This is a genomic window from Paraburkholderia sartisoli (genome assembly GCF_900107685.1).
In the GTDB taxonomy this organism is placed as follows: Bacteria; Pseudomonadota; Gammaproteobacteria; order Burkholderiales; family Burkholderiaceae; genus Paraburkholderia; species Paraburkholderia sartisoli.
Map to the genome: position 1 here is coordinate 14,949 of NZ_FNRQ01000009.1, position 17,658 is coordinate 32,606.

Consider the following 17,658-nt stretch of genomic DNA (forward strand, 5'->3'; position numbering starts at 1 on the left):
TGTCGGGTCGGTGACCCAGGGTGATGTCCCGTTCATGTGACGGCCTGCTCCCTTTCGGCGCAATATAGCATCGCTAAAAGGAACGCTGTTCCGTTTATTTAGAGGTTGAAGGTAATCGTTTACCCGAAAGCCACACGATGGCCTTGTCAGTCGCAGCGTGACCGTGCAATATTTTCGGACCAATGTTCCGAAAAATGGATATGCGCTACAGTCTCGCCTGGTCCGGCGCGGCGGGACGGCGCCCAGACCGGCAGCAACCATCGTGCATGGGACCAGAGCAAGACACCACGGAGACGAACAATGGAAGTGAGACAGAGCATCAACAGCGAGTACGCGAAGACACTGGATACGGCCGGATTGCGCAGGGAGTTTCTCGTCGGCGAGGTGTTCGAGCCCGACACGCTGAAGCTCACTTACAGCCATATCGACCGCATCATCGTGGGCGGCGTGCTGCCCGCCACGCGCGCGGTCGAAGTCCCGGGTTCGCTTGGCAAGGCGATCGGCGTCGGTTATCTGCTTGAGCGCCGCGAACTTGGCGCGATCAACATCGGCGGCGACGGCTGGGTCGATGTGGACGGCACGCGTTATCCCGTTCGCAACGAAGAGGCGATCTACATCGGCAAGGGCGCGCAGTCGATCGCGTTCGGCAGTGAAGACGCCGCGCGCCCCGCGAAGTTCTACCTGAACTGCGCACCGGCACACGTGTCGTATCCGACCCGCACGGTTTCGCTCGCGCAGGCGTCGCCGCAGACGCTCGGCGATCCGGCCACGAGCAATCGCCGCACGATCTACAAGTTCATCGTCCCGGAGGTGCTGCCTACCTGCCAGCTCTCGATGGGCATGACGAAACTCGAACCGGGCAACCTCTGGAACACGATGCCGTGCCACACGCACGAGCGCCGCATGGAGGTGTATTTCTATTTCAACATCGCTGACGATGCGGCCGTCTTCCACATGATGGGCGAGCCGGGCGAGACGCGGCACATTGTCGTGCATAACGAGCAGGCCGTGATTTCGCCCAGCTGGTCGATTCACTCGGGCGTCGGCACGCGGGCCTACACGTTCATCTGGGGCATGGTCGGCGAAAACCAGGTGTTCGGCGATATGGATCACGTCGCCGTGAAGGACCTGCGCTGACAGCCGGCCCGTTTCCCGGGCCAGACTAAACACACACACCACACCGGCATAACAGGGGCTTACGCAGTGAAAACCTTCGATCTCGGCGGCAAGGTCGCCATCGTCACCGGCAGCAACACGGGGCTCGGCGCGGGCATGGCCGTCGCGCTGGCGGCAGCCGGCTGCGACATCGTCGGCGTGAGCCGCGCGGGTGCGGGCGACACGCCGGCACGTGTCGAAGCAACCGGACGGCGCTTCGCGGACGTGCGGGCCGACCTCGCGTCAACGGCACCCGTCGACGACATCGTGCGCGTGGCAATCGAAGCGTTCGGCCGCGTCGATGTGCTCGTGAACAATGCGGGTATCATCCGCCGCGAAGACGCCCTCGCCTTCACCGAGGACGACTGGGACGCGGTCATGGACGTGAATCTGAAGAGCGTATTCTTTCTGTCGCAGGCTGTCGCCCGGCAGTTCGTGAAGCAGCAGCGCGGGGGCAAGATCATCAACGTTGCGTCGATGCTGTCGTTTCAGGGCGGCATACGCGTGGCGTCCTACACGGCGTCGAAAAGCGGCGTACTCGGTCTCACGCGGCTTCTCGCGAACGAATGGGCGTCGCACGGCATCAACGTGAACGCGATCGCGCCCGGCTACATGGCGACGGCGAACACGGCGGCGCTGCGTGGCGACGTCCAGCGCAACGACGAAATTCTTGCGCGGATTCCGGCGGGCCGCTGGGGTGCGCCGGACGATCTCGCGGGGCCGGTCGTGTTCCTCGCCTCACCGGCGTCGGACTACGTGCATGGCCATACGCTCGCGGTGGACGGAGGCTGGCTTGCGCGCTAATCACGCAGTCACGCATAAGCAGCGGCAGTGCGTGTCACGGCGCGCGGCATGTCTCGCGCACCTGGCATCGACAGGACATGATGAATACGACGGATACGACAACGATGAGCAAACAGCGCAGGGAACCCGCCGCCACGCACGGACAGGATGCGGACATCGCCGGTTGCAGCGGCGATGTGGGCCAGGACCGCGGCGAATCGGCCTCGTCGATCGGCAGGGTATTCGCGATTCTGGCGGCGATTGGCGACAGCGGACAGACCGGCATCAGCGAACTGTCGCAGCGGCTCGGCATGTCGAAGACCACGGTGCATCGCGTGATGCAAACGCTGAAGGCGCTCGGTTACGTGACGCAGGAAGTCGAGACCGAGCGTTACCGGCTGACGATCCGTCTCTTCGAACTCGGCGCGAAGGCGCTGGAGAGTGTCGATCTCGTGCGCGAGGCCGATGTCGAGATGCGCCGCATCGCGCAGGCCACGCGCGAAGCGGTCCACCTTGGCGCGTTCGACGAAGACAGCATCATCTACATTCACAAGATCGACGCCGACTACGGACTGCGCATGCAGTCGCGTATCGGCCGCCGCAATCCGCTGCACAGCACTGCGATCGGCAAAGTGCTGCTTGCATGGATGGACCCGGCCGACGCGCGCGAAGTGCTCTCGCACGTGGAGTTCCGCAAGTCGACGCCCAAGACGCTCTCCTCCGCCGAAGCCGTGCTGAGCATCCTGCCGCATGTCCGCGAGCAAGGCTACGGCGAAGACAACGAAGAACAGGAGGAAGGGCTTCGGTGTCTCGCTGTGCCGGTGTTCGACCGCTTCGGCCACGTGATCGCCGGCCTCTCGATTTCGTTTCCGACGATGCGCTGCGGCGCCGACACGAAGTCGCACTACGTGACCCTGCTTCAACGTTCGGGACTCGCGATCTCGACGCGGCTCGGCTATCGCGATGCAACCGCACCGGAACAGGTGGCCGCCGAACAGGGGTGATACGGATCATGTCGCGATGAAGGCGACGTCACGCAAGCGGACCCTCGGGGTCTTTTCTGCTCACCGCGACTGCAATCGCGCTACCGACGATCAGCGCGATTCCCACGAGGGACAGCGGCTGCATCGTCTCATCCCATATGACGTAACCGAATACGGCTGCCCACACGATGCTCGTGTAGTTGTAGGGCGCGAGTTTGCCGGCATCCGCCTGACGAAATGCGACGGTCATCAGGAGTTGCCCGGCGGTCGCGAAGGTGCCGAGAATCGCCATGGTCAGCAACGCCGTCATCGATACGTTTCGCCAGCTGAAAAAGAGCGTGCATCCGGTCACGAGCGTCCCCACCAGCGTGAAAAAGAGCACCATGGTCTCGGGGTCGTCGGTGGAACGGATGCGCTTGATCTGCACGATCGACAGCGCGCCGAAGAAGGCGCTCATCAGAAGCAACGTCGGGCCGAGCCAGCTCGACTGGCCGCCTGCCGGACGCGCCACCAGCAGCACACCGCAGAAGCCGGCAATCGCGGCCGCGACGCCGCGGCGCGTCATGCGTTCGTGCAGGATCAGCGGCGCGAGCAGGATCACGATCAACGTCTCCGAATACGCGAGCGCGACGGCCTCGCCGAGCGGAACGTAGGGCAGCCCGGCAAAGAAGAGGCCTGACGCGCCCAGCAGCGTCAGTGCCCGCACCGTCTGGCCCTTGACGTCGAGATTCGCGAGTCGCTCCGACCACGAAAGACGTCCGGTGCAGCACACCACCACGGCGGGAATCAGCCCGAACAGCATCCGGAAAAACGTCACTTCGTTGGCCGGGTATTGCAACGCGACCGTCTTCGCCAGCGCATCCACCACGGCAAAGCAGAACATCGAGGCAAGTATGTTGCCGATGGCGCTCAGCGGAAGAGAACGGGTGGAAGCGGTCGTGGGAGATGACATGTCGTGACGCGACGATGGTTGGCACGGAATGATCTCACAGGCGCCATGAGCAGCAGAAGCGTCAACGAACGCACCTGTCGACTGCTGAACGACGTCAACCAGGCGCAATCGGGCCGACGTGCGGTGCGCCGGCTTCGAGCATCCGGCGGAAAAGTAACAGCTGCCTTCGCCGTGAGACGCGATATTACAATGACCTTTCCTGCACACTGAGACTGTCGTTGCGGCCAGCGGCCCGGCGTTCTGCCGGGTCTTGTCCATCAAGCCCGCGATGCAGCGCCATGACTCTCACGTGTCGTCATTGTCACAAAACAGGGGTATCGAACGTCTGGGGTAACCATGAACGAAGCAACCGACACCTTCAACCGCCTCCGCCGCCGTCTTCAGGGCATTGCTTACCGTATGCTGGGCACTTCGGCTGAAGCCGAGGAAGTCGTCCAGGACGCGTGGATCCGGTGGCATGAAGCCCGGCAGGATCGCGTGGAAAACGCCGAAGCCTGGCTCGTCTCGGTGACGACGCGACTGGCCATCGACCGGCTCCGCGCGGCGAGAGTTCAGCGCGAGCACTATGTCGGCATGTGGCTGCCCGAGCCGCTTCTCGAAGAATCGTCCCTCTCTCCCGAGCAGATACTGGAGCATGCCGACGACGTTTCCGTGGCCTTCCTCACGTTGCTGGAACGCCTCGCTCCGGAAGCGCGCGCGGCCTACCTGCTGCGCGAAGTGTTCGATGCCGGATACGACGAGGTCGCCGAGGTGCTCGGTAAATCCGAAGCGGCTTGCCGGCAGATCGTGCATCGCGCGAAAACGCAGGTGCGCGACGAACGTCCGCGACACATGGTTGCACGAGAAACGCAGTTACGGCTGCTGCGTGGATTTGCCGATGCGGCAGTGCGCGGCGAATTCGCCGCGCTCAAGGCCATGCTCGCCGACGATGCGCAACTGATCGGCGACGGCGGTGGCAAGGTGCCGAGCTTCGGCGTGCCGATGCTGGGCGGCCAGCGCATCGCCCAACTGTATTTCGCCACCCGTCTTCGCTACCCCAACGCCGTGCGATATGAAGTGGTCATGCTCAACGGCCAGTGGGGTTTGCTGCGGTTTATCGATGGTGTCCTGGAGTCGGCGCAGGCACTCGAAACCGATGGCGAACGGATCGTGCGTATTCACGTCCAGCGCAACCCCGACAAGCTAGCCCGCATTGCCGCGACGCTGGGCGGCAATCTCAACGGCGGCCAGCGCGAGCACGATGCGCTGCATGGTCTGCATCGCACCCCGTAGCGGCGACTCGACCCGCGCACGATCTTGCTGTCGACTGAATGGCACCAGGCCCGGCATCCATGCGCGGCGACTTGACTGGCACGCGTCAGGCCGCCGCTTGTGAAGGTTGCACCTCAACGGTGACATGCGACAGCCCCTTGAAGCGCCCGAGCACCGCATGATAGAAGCGCGAGTCTCGCTGGGACTCACTGGTCGCGACCGACACGACCGCGCTCATATGACCGGGCCCCACCCGCCAGACATGCAGGTCGACAACCGTGTCGCCGCGGTCCTCGATGGCGTGGCGCACGTTCTCTATCATGGGCCGGTCGGAACTCATGTCGAGCAGAATTGCACCCGTGTCCCGCATGAGCCCGTACGACCAGTTTGCAATCACCAGCGCGCCGATGACGCCCGCCAACGGGTCCATCCAGAGCCAGCCAAACGCGCGCGCCATGACGAGACCGATGATGGCCAGCACGGAGACCGCCGCGTCAGCTATCACGTGAACGTACGCGGACCTGATGTTGTGGTCGCGGGTCGTTGCATCATGCGCGTCGTCGTGGTGCTCATGTTCTTCGAATTCGACTTCGTGCTTGCCGTCCGGCATCCGCACGATGGCTTTGAAGGCGTGCGGCTCAGGAATGTCTTCCTTCGATTCCAGATAGCCGCCACGGTCCGCCAGCGCGAATAGCTGTTGCGTCCCATCGGGTCGCATCGTCGTGATGGAGACTGCCGATGCGTCCAGTCGTGAGCCCTTCTCCGCCGTCGCCGGCGTAATGCGGAAAACGGGTGGCACGCCATCCTCGAAGATGGAAACGGCAAACACACCGGACGGCGCAAAAATCTTCTGCACTTCGTCTTCATGAGCATGGCCGTCGTGACCATGACCGTGTCCGTGGCTATGCCCATGGCTGTGTCCATGGTCGCTGCCGCTCAGAAGCCACACGCTTGCCAGGTTAACCAGCAGGCCGACCACAGCGACCGGAATCGCTTCGCTAAAGTGAATCGGTACCGGCGACAGGAAACGCGACACCGCCTCGTAGCCAATCAGCAGCGCAATCATCGCGAGCACGATGGCACTCGTGAATCCTGCGAGATCGCCGAGCTTGCCGGTACCGAAGACGAAGCGGGAATCGGTGGCATGCCTGCGCGCATAGGTATAGGCCAGCGCCGCAATCAGCATTGCGCCGGCGTGCGTCGACATATGCAGACCGTCCGCGACGAGCGCCAGCGAGCCGAACATACCGCCACCGACGATTTCAACCAGCATCATCGCGCTGCACAGCGCAATCACGGCCCACGTCTTGCGCTCGTTCTTTTCATGGCCGGCACCCAGAAAGATGTGGTCATGTCCCGCGCCGAATGCGGCGTCTTTGAAATCACTCATTTTTTACTCTACTTGAAATAACTATGGACCACTTCGATGAGCTGGTCTGTCGCGCTGCCGGCCGGCTCTTCGTTGGTGTCCGCATCGGTGAGATGAGTCCGGATGTGGTCCTCGAGCACGACGGCCAGCAGCCCGTTCATTGCCCCGCGACAGCTTGTGATCTGCTGGAGCACGTCCGCGCATCCCTGCTCCTGTTCGAGCGCCCGCTCGATGGCCTCGACCTGTCCCTTGATACGGCGAACCCGGTTGAGCAGTTTCTGTTTCTCGCGAATGGTGTGACTCATCGATGACCTCCAATATACTGTAGGGGAGTATATATAGAGAGTATACTCCACATAGGGTGGAGGGGTATCGGGCGCATGGGCGCGGATGTCGAGCCTGGCGGTACCATGTCGTCGTTTTCACAACAATATGAACCTCTTGCGCGACTGCGAGCTCGCATGGAAAACAATCGATGAAAGTATTGATTACCGAAGACGACACCGCCATCGCGACCAACCTGTATAACTATCCGGCAGCCGGCAAAACCGGGCGACACGCGTGCCCCGCTCGCCAGCGGGCGAAGACGTGTCGCGACCGGACTCCCTCCACCCGTGACAACCCATGACTTCCGACACACCTTCCGCCACCAGAATCGCCATTCCTCGCACGGTCTGGGCGCTCGGCTTCGTGAGCCTCTTCATGGACCTGTCGTCCGAACTCGTGCATGCGCTGCTGCCGATTTTCCTCGTCACCACGATGGGCATGAGCGTGGCCGCGCTCGGGGTGCTCGAAGGCGCGGCGGAGGCGACCGCGCTGATCGTCAAGGTGTTCTCCGGGCCGCTCAGCGACTGGCTCGGGCGGCGCAAGGGCCTGCTGCTGCTCGGCTACGGGCTGGCAGCGCTGACCAAGCCATTGTTCCCGCTCGCAACCACACCCGCCTGGGTCGTCTCGGCCCGCCTGCTCGACCGGGTCGGCAAGGGCATTCGCGGCGCCCCGCGCGATGCGCTGGTCGCCGACGTGGCGCCGCCGGAAATCCGCGGCGCGTGTTTCGGGCTGCGTCAGTCAATGGATACGGTCGGCGCGTTCCTTGGGCCCGCGCTCGCCATCGTGCTGATGTTCTGGTTTGCGGACCACATTCGCACGGTCCTCTGGTTCGCGGTCGTGCCGGCCTTCATTGCGATCGGCCTGATCATGTTCGGCGTCGACGAATCAGACCATGCACCGGCCCGGCGCGCTTTCCGCTCGCCGTTGCACTGGCGGGCGCTGCGCGAATTCCCGTCAGGCTACTGGCTGATCGTCGGCGTCGGCGCGACGTTCACGCTGGCTCGCTTCAGCGAGGCCTTTCTGGTGTTGCGCGCCCAGCAGACCGGGCTGGATATCGCATGGATTCCCGGCGTGATGGTCGTGATGAGCCTCGCCTATTCGCTGTCGGCCTATCCGGTCGGGGTGCTGTCAGACCGGCTGGATCGCCGGCTTCTGCTGGCACTCGGCATGGTGCTGCTGATCGCGGCCGATCTGCTGCTCGGCATGGGGCAATCGGTGATGTCGGTGTTCGCTGGTGTCGCCGTGTGGGGCCTGCACATGGGTTTCACACAGGGAATCATCGCTGCGATGGTGTCCGAAACAGCGCCCCCGGCGCTGCGCGGCACCGCATTTGGCGTATTCAACCTGGCCTGCGGCCTGTGCATGCTGCTCGCCAGCGCACTGGCCGGCTGGCTGTGGGACCGCTTCGGCGCCTCGACGACCTTTCTCGCCGGCGCGGCGCTCGTCGTGGTGCCGCTGCTGCTGTGCTGGTATGCGCCGCGACAGGCCGTGTCGCGTGCCTGATGGATCATCCTTAACGACTTCTCCGCAATGAACACACTCGAAGCATTCAACCAGGCGCTTTTTCTCGTGATCAACGGCACGCCGACGACGCCAGCGTGGCTGGTCGGCATCGCCACGCGGATCGCCGATGACGTGATCTGGCTGATTCCGCTACTGCTGGCCTGCATGTGGCTATGGGGCAACGAAGCACGGCGCGAGCTGGCCATCCGGGCATGCCTCGTCGCGATGCTCGGCGTTGGCGCAAATCAGTTGATCGGTATGGTATGGCAGCACCCGCGGCCATTCATGATCGGACTGGGCCATACGTTCCTGCCGCATGCACCGGATTCTTCGTTTCCTAGCGATCACCTGACTGTATTTTCTGGCATTGCCCTGACGTTGCTGCTGGGCGGTGCGCGCCGGCTGGGCGGACTCACGGTGCTGGCCGGGGTGGCCGTCGCGTGGGCGCGGATTTTTGTCGGCGTTCACTTTCCGCTGGACATGCTCGGCGCCGCCGCAGTGGCTTGCGTGGCCTATGCGCTGATCGCGCCGCTCTGGCATCTCGCGGGCAGCGCCGTGACGGGATGGGCGGTCGCGGTTTACCGCAAGCTTCTCGCGTGGCCGATCCACCGCGGCTGGCTGCGCAGCTGACGGCTGCTAACGTCGACTGACGACGGCTGACCGGACTCCGCGTCCGCGCGGTGAATTCGAAATCCACCGGTGATGCGTACTGGATGACCGTGATGACGGTCACCCAGTACGCATCATTCTGAAGCTCGGTAGCCGACGATCCCTCCGGCTACTGGACCGTGTAGCCCCGCCCCGTCATGCACGCACCCACCGCCCGGTTGTACGTCGCCATCTCCTGGCTGACCTGCTGCTGCCCGGCTTGCTGCTGCGCGGCCGCCGCCTGGTTGTTGCGACGCTGCCGGATGCCGCCCGCCATCGTGCCGGTGACAGCGCCAATCGCCGCCCCCTTGCCGGCATCACCCGCGATCGCACCGATCGCCGCTCCACCCGCGGCGCCACCTGCCGCGCCGCGCACCCGTCCGCCCTGTGCCGGCGGCGGCGCGGGCTGCCCGGAATGCTGGGCGATCGCAACAGGATCGACACCGGTGTTCTGTTTCGCCCAGAGCTGACAGTCGGACGTGTCCTTGTTCTGCTGTTGCGGGTTTTGTCCTTTCGCGGGATAGATGATGGGCTGCTGGGCGGCTGCATCGAAGGCCAGCAGTCCAAGGATCAGGCAGGCTGAAATTCGCTTTGCATATTGCATGATGAGAGGTTTCCCGAGAGGTGTTCGACGAAGACCGTTCGTTTCACGGACCTTATCCCTGCACGCGGGGCGCTACACAGGTCACTTATGGTCACACCTCTTGTTTCCCTGCGCAACAGCACGCTGTTCTGTCGTCGCCGCACGTTGCCATCTGTCAAGTTCCCGACCATCGCCACGCGCTCGCATTCTGCGATGACAGGATCATGGCAGCGCTTCGTCATCATCGATCACCGCGACGAACGGTTTCACTTTGTTCATCGCGTATATTTCCCGTTCGGGCACGGCGACGCGCAATCTGCCTTGATGCCTTGACTCACGAAAAGCACAGGACAACGCGAGGCGGGCCGATATACGGCACGTGTAACACGCAACACGCGATCGTAGCCGTACCGCCCGCACGATGGAGAATCAGACAATGACGACGTTTCGCGCCACCTTCGCAATTTTCCTTGTCACGCTGCTGTCGGCCTGCGTGGGCCTGCCGCCGCAGTCCACCCGCGTGGAGTCGCACGCGCTCTACGACACGAACACCACGCGTCTCGGCACGGTACTCGTGCCGCAGGCACAGGAGCATCCGGGCGAAAGCGCGTTTCATCTGCTGTCGACCGGCGTCGACGCGCTCCTCGCCCGCATCGCGCTTACCGAAAAAGCCGATCGCACACTCGACCTGCAGTACTACATCTGGCACAACGACCAGACCGGACAGGAACTGGCGAGCGCCGTCCTCAAGGCCGCTGACCGGGGCGTGCGGGTGCGCGTGCTGCTGGACGACCTCGGCACCGGCGCGGACGACGAAGTCCTGCTCGCCATCGCCTCGCATCCGAACGTGCAGGTCCGGCTCTTCAACCCGGTGGCAAGCCGCACTTTCAAGACACTCGGCTCCGCGCTCGAATTCAGGCGCGTGAACCGGCGCATGCACAGCAAGGCGATCATCGCGGACAACCAGGCGGCGATTCTCGGCGGCCGCAATATCGGCGACGAATACTTCGGCGCATCGAACGACGTATCGTTTGGCGATCTCGACGTGCTGACATTCGGACCGGTCGTTCATAAGGTATCCATGGCATTCGACGAGTTCTGGAATTCCGATGCCGCGTATCCCATCGAATCGCTGACCGGTCATCCCGCCAGCCCCGACGCGCTCGCTAACTTCCGGACGAAACTGTCGGCATCGGTCGCCTCGCATGAAAACTCGCCGTACGTGATGCAGGTGAAGCAGCGTCTGGCCGACCTGGCCGCTACACACGGCGTGACGTTTTCGTGGGGCAAGGCGACGCTGCTCTACGACGACCCTGCCAAGATCACCCGCTCGCCCGACGATCCCGAAGGCCATCTGCTGTCGCAGTTCAACGCGCTCAGCATCACGCCGGACAAGGAGATGCTGATCGTCTCGCCGTACTTCGTGCCCGGCAAGAAGGGCGTCGAGTGGATTCGCTCCCTGACCGCGCGCGGCGTGCGCGTGACGATCCTGACCAACTCGCTCGCGGCCACCGATGTCGCCGCGGTACACGCCGGATACCAGCGCTACCGCAAGGACCTGCTGGACGCGGGCGTGCATCTGTACGAACTGAAACCCGCCGCCAGCGAAGACCCGAAAGCGAAGAAGAAATCGATACTCGGATCGTCGAAGGCTTCGTTGCACGCCAAGACTTACGTGTTCGACAGAAAGAGTATCTTCATCGGCTCGATGAATCTCGACCCGCGTTCCATCACGCTCAACACCGAAATCGGCGTCTACTGCCAGAGCGAGGCCATCGCCGCAGAAGTAGCGGACGGACTCCAGCCGAGGCTCGACCAGATCGCGTGGCGGCTCGAGGAACGCAAGGATGCGAACGGCAGGAGCCGGATCGTGTGGATCGATACGGCGGCCGACGGCACGGTGAAGGAACTCGACGAACCCGACGTGTCCACCATGAAACGCATTGGCATCTGGTTCCTCGGCCTGCTGCCGATCGAATCGCAGCTGTAGGCAACGGCCGGGCCGGTCAAACTGCTTCACGATCAATATCGTGTACGGTTCGCGTTCCCGGCGGCACGTGCGTCCGGTACACTGCCCGGGCGCCGCAGCCGAGTGGTCGTGAGGTCGCGTAGTCGACACGGACCGGCGGATGACGGAAACCGGTCAGTGTTCAGGAGAACCCGTGCATGGAACAACTTGTCAGTCACCCGCTGTTTTTCTTCGTGGTCACGATGGTGTTCATGTCGCTCGCGGCGTGGATCGGCGCCACCGTCCTGCGCGGCAAAAAGCCCCTCGATGACGCGTCACGCGACGACTTCAGTGTCGTCCAGTCGGCGACGCTGACGCTACTCGCGCTCGTGATCGGCTTCAGCCTTTCGATGGCCGTTGGACGTTACGACCAGCGCAAGAACTACGAGGAAGAAGAAGCGAACGCGATTGGCACTGAGTTCCTGCGGGCCGACCTGCTGCCGGCTTCGGAAGCGGCGGCAACCCGTGCGCTCCTGCTGAAGTATCTGGACCAGCGTATCCAGAACTACCGGACCCGCGACCCACAGCAACTCGCGCAGATCGACGCGACCACGACGCAGCTCGAAGCCGATATGTGGACGGCCGTGCGCACTGGCGCCGCCGCCCAGCCGAATCCGGTCACGGCGCTTGCGGTCGCCGGCATGAACGACGTGATCAACACGCAAGGCTACACCCAGGCGGCCTGGTGGAACCGTGTGCCCTTTGCCGCCTGGGCGCTGCTGGTCAGTATCGGGCTGTTCTCCAATCTGCTGGTCGGTTACGGCTCGCGCACCGAAACGGCCAGGGCCCGCTTTCTGCTCGTCATGCCGCTCGTCGTCTCGCTGTCGATCACGCTCATCGCCGATATCGACAGCCCGCGTAACGGCATCATCCGCGTCGTGCCGCAGAACCTCATCAGCCTCGTACAGTCGCTTCCCAAACCTTAGCTTTAGGGGCCGCACGTCTGGCACCCGCCCTGCATGCGCTGGAGGGCAGCCGGCCGCGCAGATCGCGGCACTGCCCGATCTGTTCCAAAGGCTTGAAGTCCTGACAGTCACACGCGGCGTTATCTGGCCGCGTCGCCTGGCGCGACCAGCTCCCGACCAGCCAGTTCGAGCTTCAGTGGCGCATCCGCCGACAGCTTCTTCTTCGGAATCACCCGACGCCAGCTTCCGTCCGGATCGGGCTCACGATAGAACACGGCGATACCCACGTATTCCGCGTCGGGCTGCATCGGCTGCGAAAGGCTCGCGGACGCTCCCGGGTGTACCACGGTTCCGATGCTCGCCCGCATGTCCTGCGCGAGGAGCGTCTTGTCGCTCTTCAGCAGATCGTCGTACGACGCCTCGTCGAAGCGTTTGCGATCCTTGAGCTGGTATACGCGCACGGCGACCGAAGTCGAACGCATCGCTTCGTCGGGGTTGAGCGAGGCGCGTGCGGTGAGGTCGACATTCAGCACCTTCACCTGCTTGAAGAAGACCGCGTGGTATGCGCTCGCGGTCGAGTCCGACACGGCCTGCCAGGCGCCGCATGCGCCGAGCAGCAAACTGGCGGCAAGGAGGATCAGGGTGGAACGAAGAGGCATCAATACTCCAGAAATCAGGCAGGCGACGTAACGAAAGGGTTCGGCGACTGTGCCGGAAACGCCTCGCAGCAACCGAGAGGGATGGCGATCATATGTTCGTCCGGCGAAGGCAGGACGGTGGTCCAGGCAAGACGCGGCGCCGGCCCTTCCCGCGCCGCGCCGATCGCGGGCAGTGGCACGAGCCGCGACGACACTTCCATGCGGAGGAACACATCGGCCTTCGTACCGACGTACAGGCGGATAAACGCCATCAGTTCGCGATGCAGCCATGCGCCCGGCAACAGATCGTGCGCCTGTCCTGCGGATGCGGGCCGCAAGGTCACGCGGGCGGCCCGGTTGCGCCAGATGAGGCGCGCGCCCAGCACGTAGCCGCCACCGAGGCCGCGGCGTTCGCCGTCGCAACCGCCCATGGACGTGAGCGGTTGCGGCTTGCCCGCTCCCTTGAGCGTCGGAAAGAATTCGTCGACACGCACGTCGACGCCCGGCGCAGCCAGGGCGACGACACCGGCGAGCCCTTCGGGCGTGCGCGTGCGCTGGACCAGCAGACCCAGCAGCGCGAGTACGCGTGAGTCCGCGAGCCCCGCGCGTGCCGGCTTTTCGCCCCAACCGAAACCCGCCAGAGACAGCAGATTTCGCGAATGCACATCGGTTCCTCCCGGGCGAAAGCCGACCGGATAGCGATACTTTTTCCACGCGCGATACAGCAGCGTCACGAACCGGTGATTGAACTGGTCCAGAAACGCTTCGAGCGCTTCGTGTCCTTCCGTGCGCAGCACGATGTCGTCGATCATGTGCGACGGCATCGCGGCATCGACGCCGTAAAGACCCATGAACGTCGTCCGGACAGTCGGTGGAGGGTTCGGTTCGTACGCGACGCCCTCCCCGCCAGACTCGACCGCCGCGATTTCGCCAGCCGGAAAGCCGACGCGAGGCTGTGGACGAAACCGCACGGGCTCATGGTCGGGCGTGTCGCGCGTAGCGAATCCGGGATGCGCGGGCATGCGCGCTTCGAGCAGCCGGCACAACTGCATGAAGTTCATCGTCGGCGCGCGGGCCAGCAGCGCCGCGACGAACGGCTCCAGATCGGGGATCTCTCGCGGCTTCATAGCGGAGCGCGCGACGCCTTGCTGCGCGGCCATTCGATGCGTTGCTTCGAGGGCAGGCTGACGATCGCGAGTTTCGTGAACAGGTTGATTTCCGCGTACAGCGCAAAGAACCGGTGCAGCAGTTCGCCGAACAGCATCACGTCGCCTTCGCCCGCGAAAGCGTGACTGTCGAGCGTGACCTCGATCAGCACGCCGCGCTCGACAGAACCGCCCGACACTTCTTCGAGCAGTGCTTCCGACACATGCAGGATGCCTGCGAGGCGCCGGCGGTTTAGCTCGTCGCTCGTCCAGTCGTAGAGCGCCAGCGCGCCGCGCAGCACCTCCGCATCCATCATCGACAGAAAATTCGGCGCGAGGTGTGACAGCACCCGCCACTGGAAACGGTCGCCGGTCGGGGGATACAGCGGCAACGTCGGCGCGGCCAGATTGCGCACGGCTGAAACATTCGGCGTACTCTCGCCCAGTTCGTCGATGCTCGCTTCGCGCAGGCCCTTTCGCGGCAGCATGCCGTTGGTACCGGTCACGCGCAGTGACAGGTTTTCCGCCGGCAGATCCTCCATCGACTCCCACGCGTGACCGCCGAGGACAACCCACGTCTCATGCAGGCCCGTCACGCCCTGTTTCACCCGCGTATGAAAATACCGCTCGGGCGCTTCGTGACGCAGCATCCCGCCGCGGTGGCGGAACGTGGCGAACGGCACATACTCGTAGCGCTGCGCGCTCGCGTGATCGAACGATTCGATCGCATCGACCGAATAAGTCTCGACACAGGCGCCCTGATGGCCCGCGGGCACCACCCGGTATTCCGTCTCGTGGTGATTGACGTCGATCGGCTCGGCGTGAAGCGCAAACAGGTTGATGACCGGCGTACAGAAAAGCCGGACGTTCTCCGCCGTGAAGCGCTGGCCCGCTGGATAGCTGTGTTCGAGCAGGATTTCCAGTTCGAAGCTGAACGCGTTCGCGGGCAGTTTCGCGATATCCAGACCGCACAGATCGACGAACAGAAACTTCTCGCGGAAAGCGAAATATTCGAGCAACAGCTGGAAGCCCGAAAATGAGGCCTCGGCTTTGGGCCACAGGCGCTCTTCAGTGGTGAACCCCGCGGGTTCGAAGGTCACGCCATCGAGCGGGCGGGCCTCGCCGGCGGCGATGCCCTGATGGGCCTCGGGAATGCGCCACGCAACCGAGTCAACCTGGCGCGTGAGCGCAAGGTGCATCGCGAACGCCGTCGGCAGATCCGCGTTCAGATAGATGCGAAGTTTCGACAGATCCGTCGCATCTCGTCGCGCCGAGTGGTCGATCTCGAAGCGCAGCCGGATCACCGCGCGGCCGTCGTGACGCACGTCCGGTCCCGCGTGCGTGAGGCGCACCGGCTGAAGCGTCACCGCCTGTGTCGTGCGATAGACGCATTGCACGGTTTTCGGCGTCGCGCCTTCCGTGCCGGAAGCGGACGGCGTGGCAATTGGCGCCGAGCGCACCGGCACGCCGGCGGGCACCGTTTCGGTCTTCTGCAGCGTTTCGACGAGCGGAAACAGTTCCACCACCGACAGCGACGGAATCATGCGCAGATAGTGCGGCCAGAGCAGGCTCACCAGTCCTTCAGTCAGTTCCGGCAGTTCGTCGTCGAGCTTCTGTTGCAGGCGCCCCGTGAGAAACGCGAAGCCCTCGTACAGGCGCTCGACGGATGGATCGCGATCGCCCACGCGATCGAGGTTGAGCATGCGTGCACGGTCGGGATGCGCCCGCGCGAATTCCTTGCCCGCTTCGCGCAGGTAGCGCATCTCGCCTTCGTAGTAGCGCAGAATCGAATCGTCCTGGTCCATGAAATCTCGTTGTTATAGCGTGAGGGTGCGCGCGGGATCGAGTACGGTCAGCTCTCCCTGGAGCTGGTCGATGCGGCGTGCGAGCGTCGGCCTGTCCGCGTCCTTGCGGCTGCTCATTGCCTTGAGCGCCCTGATCAACTGGTGCTTCACCTCGAAGGCAAGCGCCGGCTCCCAGCGCACGAGCGGCACGGTGTGCGTGGCGGCGTCGAGTTCGGCCAGCAGCGGCAACGCGGCATCGGTGCGGCCCGCGTGGTCAGCGAGGCGCGCCATGACGAAGCGCTGCAGATAGCGCTGGCGTTCTGTCCGGAGGCCGGGCAGCGCTTCCAGCCACGCGAACGCGGCCTCGAGGCTCTGGCTCGCGGCGAGGTCCCTCGCCTGCGCCTCGATCTCGGGCCAGTCACCAGTGGCACTGTCGTCACTGTTTGCCGACACCGGCAGCGGCGCGATCGTTTCGCCCGCTTCGAGGTCGCGTACGACCGCGTGCCGCGCGATCCATTCGAGCGTCGTGTCGTCGGCGAACGGGGTGCTGTCGTTGAATGCGAGACGTTCGATGCCAGGCAGCCGTTCGAGGAAGAGCGCGAAGTCCGCCCGCAGCAGTTCGCGCCACGCGCTATACGGTGCGCCGACGTGGTCGAGTGCGATGTGCTGGAAATATTGCAGGTCGAACCACAGATGGTTCACGCCTTCCATGTATGCGCCCTCGACCCGTTCGAGCAGTTCGTGCCAGTGTTTCTGCAGCACGAGACGCTTCATCTGCTGGCGCAGCTCGGGGCGCGGCGGGACCAGACGCGTGCGGCACTGCGCGTCGGCGGGCGGAACCTCGTGCAGCGTGTCCCAGCGCACGCTGCGCACGAGCCGCACCGACGGCAGGTAGCCGTTTTCCTGGTCGCGCAGCCATGTCGCCATCGTGCGCGCCTGGTCGAGAAGTTCGCGTGTTGAGGAAACGGTGGCGTTTGATATTCCGGTAGCGCCTTGCGACGATGGCTGGGACGCATCCCCGTCCTGATCGGCACAGCGCGGCGACTCGCCGTTGCGTTCAAAACGTGCGACGAGCGGTTGCAGGTTTGGGCGCGCCGCATCGGGCCACTCGCCGGTACGCGTGACGAGCAGGTCGAGCGCCGCGATCGCGCGCTCAAGATCCGCCGGCTCGAATGTGCCCCGGCTTTCGAGCAGATCGACCATGCGCGTGGTCGCGAGCATTTCAAGCGCCCCCTTCTTCGTTTCGGCACGCGCGGGCAGCAGCGCAACGCCGAAGCGCTCGACCAGCGCCGCGATCAGTTCCAGGCCGTCCGCAAAGCCCGCTGGTCCATTCTGGCGCAATCGTGCGAACGTGTAGTAGCCGGCGACGCGCAGATCCTTGCCCGTTTCCTTGAGCAGCTGTTCGCACGAGCGCACGATCAGGGCGTCGTCGATGTCCGAAAGCTTCGCGGCCTGGTCCTTCAGTTCGAAGAACGCATCTTCGTAACCAGGATCGCGACCACAAGGATGTTCGCCGGGGAATGGCACGAGCCACGACGACCAGACGTCGGCTCGAGCCGGCGACAACGAACGAACCGGGTTCGTACACAGCAGGTTCTTGACGAAATCAGTGAGCACCCGTTGA

17 protein-coding genes are annotated in these 17,658 nt (G+C 64.0%); 9 read left to right on the forward strand and 8 right to left on the reverse strand.

What is annotated here, in order from left to right; translation table 11 throughout:
- The first annotated feature begins 300 nt into the window (after positions 1-300).
- From kduI to kdgR, 3 genes are all read left to right on the forward strand, one after another.
- The gene (gene kduI / locus BLV45_RS22855; RefSeq protein ID WP_090536867.1) at positions 301-1,137 is read left to right on the forward strand and encodes a 5-dehydro-4-deoxy-D-glucuronate isomerase; all 837 of its coding nucleotides are present in this window, start codon (positions 301-303) and stop codon (positions 1,135-1,137) included.
- Positions 1,138-1,203: 66 nt separating this feature from the next.
- A complete protein-coding gene (gene kduD, locus BLV45_RS22860; protein ID WP_176954232.1) occupies positions 1,204-1,959 on the forward strand; it encodes a 2-dehydro-3-deoxy-D-gluconate 5-dehydrogenase KduD in 756 nt (251 codons plus the stop codon).
- A 104-nt stretch (positions 1,960-2,063) separates the two neighbouring features.
- Positions 2,064-2,942 carry a DNA-binding transcriptional regulator KdgR gene (kdgR, locus tag BLV45_RS22865; RefSeq protein WP_090537147.1) on the forward strand — a complete coding sequence of 293 codons (879 nt, stop codon included), beginning with the start codon at positions 2,064-2,066 and terminating at the stop codon, positions 2,940-2,942.
- A 28-nt stretch (positions 2,943-2,970) separates the two neighbouring features.
- Here kdgR and BLV45_RS22870 read toward each other — a convergent pair whose 3' ends face one another.
- Positions 2,971-3,873 (reverse strand): DMT family transporter, encoded by a 903-nt coding sequence (locus BLV45_RS22870; RefSeq protein ID WP_090536871.1) that lies wholly within the window; start codon positions 3,871-3,873, stop codon positions 2,971-2,973.
- Positions 3,874-4,209: 336 nt separating this feature from the next.
- Here BLV45_RS22870 and BLV45_RS22875 point away from each other — a divergent pair, with 336 nt between their 5' ends.
- Positions 4,210-5,145, forward strand: a complete 936-nt coding sequence (locus tag BLV45_RS22875) for an RNA polymerase sigma-70 factor (protein WP_090536874.1) — start codon at positions 4,210-4,212, stop codon at positions 5,143-5,145.
- 85 nt (positions 5,146-5,230) lie between these two features.
- Here BLV45_RS22875 and dmeF read toward each other — a convergent pair whose 3' ends face one another.
- Both dmeF and BLV45_RS22885 read right to left on the reverse strand, forming a co-directional pair.
- Entirely contained in the window at positions 5,231-6,514 is a 1,284-nt protein-coding gene (dmeF, locus tag BLV45_RS22880; RefSeq protein ID WP_090536876.1) for a CDF family Co(II)/Ni(II) efflux transporter DmeF, read from the reverse strand.
- A gap of 8 nt (positions 6,515-6,522) precedes the next feature.
- Complete coding sequence (locus BLV45_RS22885) at positions 6,523-6,798, reverse strand: metal/formaldehyde-sensitive transcriptional repressor (RefSeq protein ID WP_090536878.1); 276 nt, start codon at positions 6,796-6,798, stop codon at positions 6,523-6,525.
- A gap of 170 nt (positions 6,799-6,968) precedes the next feature.
- On the opposite strand from BLV45_RS22885, the gene BLV45_RS27650 reads away from it, so the two are divergent.
- Genes BLV45_RS27650 through BLV45_RS22895 form a run of 3 tightly spaced genes read left to right on the forward strand, consistent with a single transcriptional unit; the run spans position 6,969 to position 8,953 of the window.
- Positions 6,969-7,121, forward strand: coding sequence for a hypothetical protein (locus tag BLV45_RS27650; RefSeq protein ID WP_176954233.1), 153 nt, complete (start codon positions 6,969-6,971; stop codon positions 7,119-7,121).
- On the forward strand, positions 7,118-8,323 hold the full coding sequence (locus BLV45_RS22890; RefSeq protein WP_090536880.1) for an MFS transporter: 1,206 nt from the start codon (positions 7,118-7,120) through the stop codon (positions 8,321-8,323). Before BLV45_RS27650 ends, BLV45_RS22890 begins: the two co-directional genes overlap by 4 nt.
- A gap of 27 nt (positions 8,324-8,350) precedes the next feature.
- On the forward strand, positions 8,351-8,953 hold the full coding sequence (locus tag BLV45_RS22895) for a phosphatase PAP2 family protein (protein WP_090536882.1): 603 nt from the start codon (positions 8,351-8,353) through the stop codon (positions 8,951-8,953).
- A 148-nt stretch (positions 8,954-9,101) separates the two neighbouring features.
- On the opposite strand, the gene BLV45_RS22900 is transcribed toward BLV45_RS22895, so the two are convergent.
- A complete protein-coding gene (locus BLV45_RS22900; protein WP_090536884.1) occupies positions 9,102-9,575 on the reverse strand; it encodes a YMGG-like glycine zipper-containing protein in 474 nt (157 codons plus the stop codon).
- Between the two features lie 415 nt (positions 9,576-9,990).
- Between BLV45_RS22900 and BLV45_RS22905 the strand changes: the two genes are divergently transcribed.
- Together BLV45_RS22905 and BLV45_RS22910 are read left to right on the forward strand one after the other, a co-directional pair.
- On the forward strand, positions 9,991-11,544 hold the full coding sequence (locus BLV45_RS22905) for a phospholipase D family protein (RefSeq protein WP_090536886.1): 1,554 nt from the start codon (positions 9,991-9,993) through the stop codon (positions 11,542-11,544).
- A gap of 176 nt (positions 11,545-11,720) precedes the next feature.
- Positions 11,721-12,488, forward strand: a complete 768-nt coding sequence (locus BLV45_RS22910) for a bestrophin-like domain (protein ID WP_090536889.1) — start codon at positions 11,721-11,723, stop codon at positions 12,486-12,488.
- Between the two features lie 119 nt (positions 12,489-12,607).
- On the opposite strand, the gene tssJ is transcribed toward BLV45_RS22910, so the two are convergent.
- The 4 genes from tssJ to tssA are packed head-to-tail and all read right to left on the reverse strand — an operon-like array spanning position 12,608 to position 17,627.
- On the reverse strand, positions 12,608-13,126 hold the full coding sequence (gene tssJ, locus BLV45_RS22915; RefSeq protein WP_090536892.1) for a type VI secretion system lipoprotein TssJ: 519 nt from the start codon (positions 13,124-13,126) through the stop codon (positions 12,608-12,610).
- A gap of 14 nt (positions 13,127-13,140) precedes the next feature.
- A complete protein-coding gene (gene tssG / locus BLV45_RS22920; RefSeq protein WP_245753487.1) occupies positions 13,141-14,265 on the reverse strand; it encodes a type VI secretion system baseplate subunit TssG in 1,125 nt (374 codons plus the stop codon).
- Positions 14,229-16,055 carry a type VI secretion system baseplate subunit TssF gene (tssF, locus tag BLV45_RS22925; protein WP_090536894.1) on the reverse strand — a complete coding sequence of 609 codons (1,827 nt, stop codon included), beginning with the start codon at positions 16,053-16,055 and terminating at the stop codon, positions 14,229-14,231. Before tssF ends, tssG begins: the two co-directional genes overlap by 37 nt.
- 12 nt (positions 16,056-16,067) lie before the next feature.
- Positions 16,068-17,627, reverse strand: coding sequence for a type VI secretion system protein TssA (gene tssA / locus BLV45_RS22930; RefSeq protein WP_456152344.1), 1,560 nt, complete (start codon positions 17,625-17,627; stop codon positions 16,068-16,070).
- Positions 17,628-17,658: the final 31 nt, after the last annotated feature.

Coding starts and splice junctions, on each gene's coding strand:
- kduI (WP_090536867.1), top strand. CDS start 301: ATGGAAGTGAGACAGAGCATCAACAGCGAGTACGCGAAGACACTGGAT.
- kdgR (WP_090537147.1), top strand. CDS start 2,064: ATGAGCAAACAGCGCAGGGAACCCGCCGCCACGCACGGACAGGATGCG.
- BLV45_RS22870 (WP_090536871.1), bottom strand. CDS start 3,873: ATGTCATCTCCCACGACCGCTTCCACCCGTTCTCTTCCGCTGAGCGCC.
- BLV45_RS22875 (WP_090536874.1), top strand. CDS start 4,210: ATGAACGAAGCAACCGACACCTTCAACCGCCTCCGCCGCCGTCTTCAG.
- dmeF (WP_090536876.1), bottom strand. CDS start 6,514: ATGAGTGATTTCAAAGACGCCGCATTCGGCGCGGGACATGACCACATC.
- BLV45_RS22885 (WP_090536878.1), bottom strand. CDS start 6,798: ATGAGTCACACCATTCGCGAGAAACAGAAACTGCTCAACCGGGTTCGC.
- BLV45_RS27650 (WP_176954233.1), top strand. CDS start 6,969: ATGAAAGTATTGATTACCGAAGACGACACCGCCATCGCGACCAACCTG.
- BLV45_RS22890 (WP_090536880.1), top strand. CDS start 7,118: ATGACTTCCGACACACCTTCCGCCACCAGAATCGCCATTCCTCGCACG.
- BLV45_RS22895 (WP_090536882.1), top strand. CDS start 8,351: ATGAACACACTCGAAGCATTCAACCAGGCGCTTTTTCTCGTGATCAAC.
- BLV45_RS22900 (WP_090536884.1), bottom strand. CDS start 9,575: ATGCAATATGCAAAGCGAATTTCAGCCTGCCTGATCCTTGGACTGCTG.
- BLV45_RS22905 (WP_090536886.1), top strand. CDS start 9,991: ATGACGACGTTTCGCGCCACCTTCGCAATTTTCCTTGTCACGCTGCTG.
- BLV45_RS22910 (WP_090536889.1), top strand. CDS start 11,721: ATGGAACAACTTGTCAGTCACCCGCTGTTTTTCTTCGTGGTCACGATG.
- tssJ (WP_090536892.1), bottom strand. CDS start 13,126: ATGCCTCTTCGTTCCACCCTGATCCTCCTTGCCGCCAGTTTGCTGCTC.
- tssG (WP_245753487.1), bottom strand. CDS start 14,265: ATGGCCGCGCAGCAAGGCGTCGCGCGCTCCGCTATGAAGCCGCGAGAG.
- tssF (WP_090536894.1), bottom strand. CDS start 16,055: ATGGACCAGGACGATTCGATTCTGCGCTACTACGAAGGCGAGATGCGC.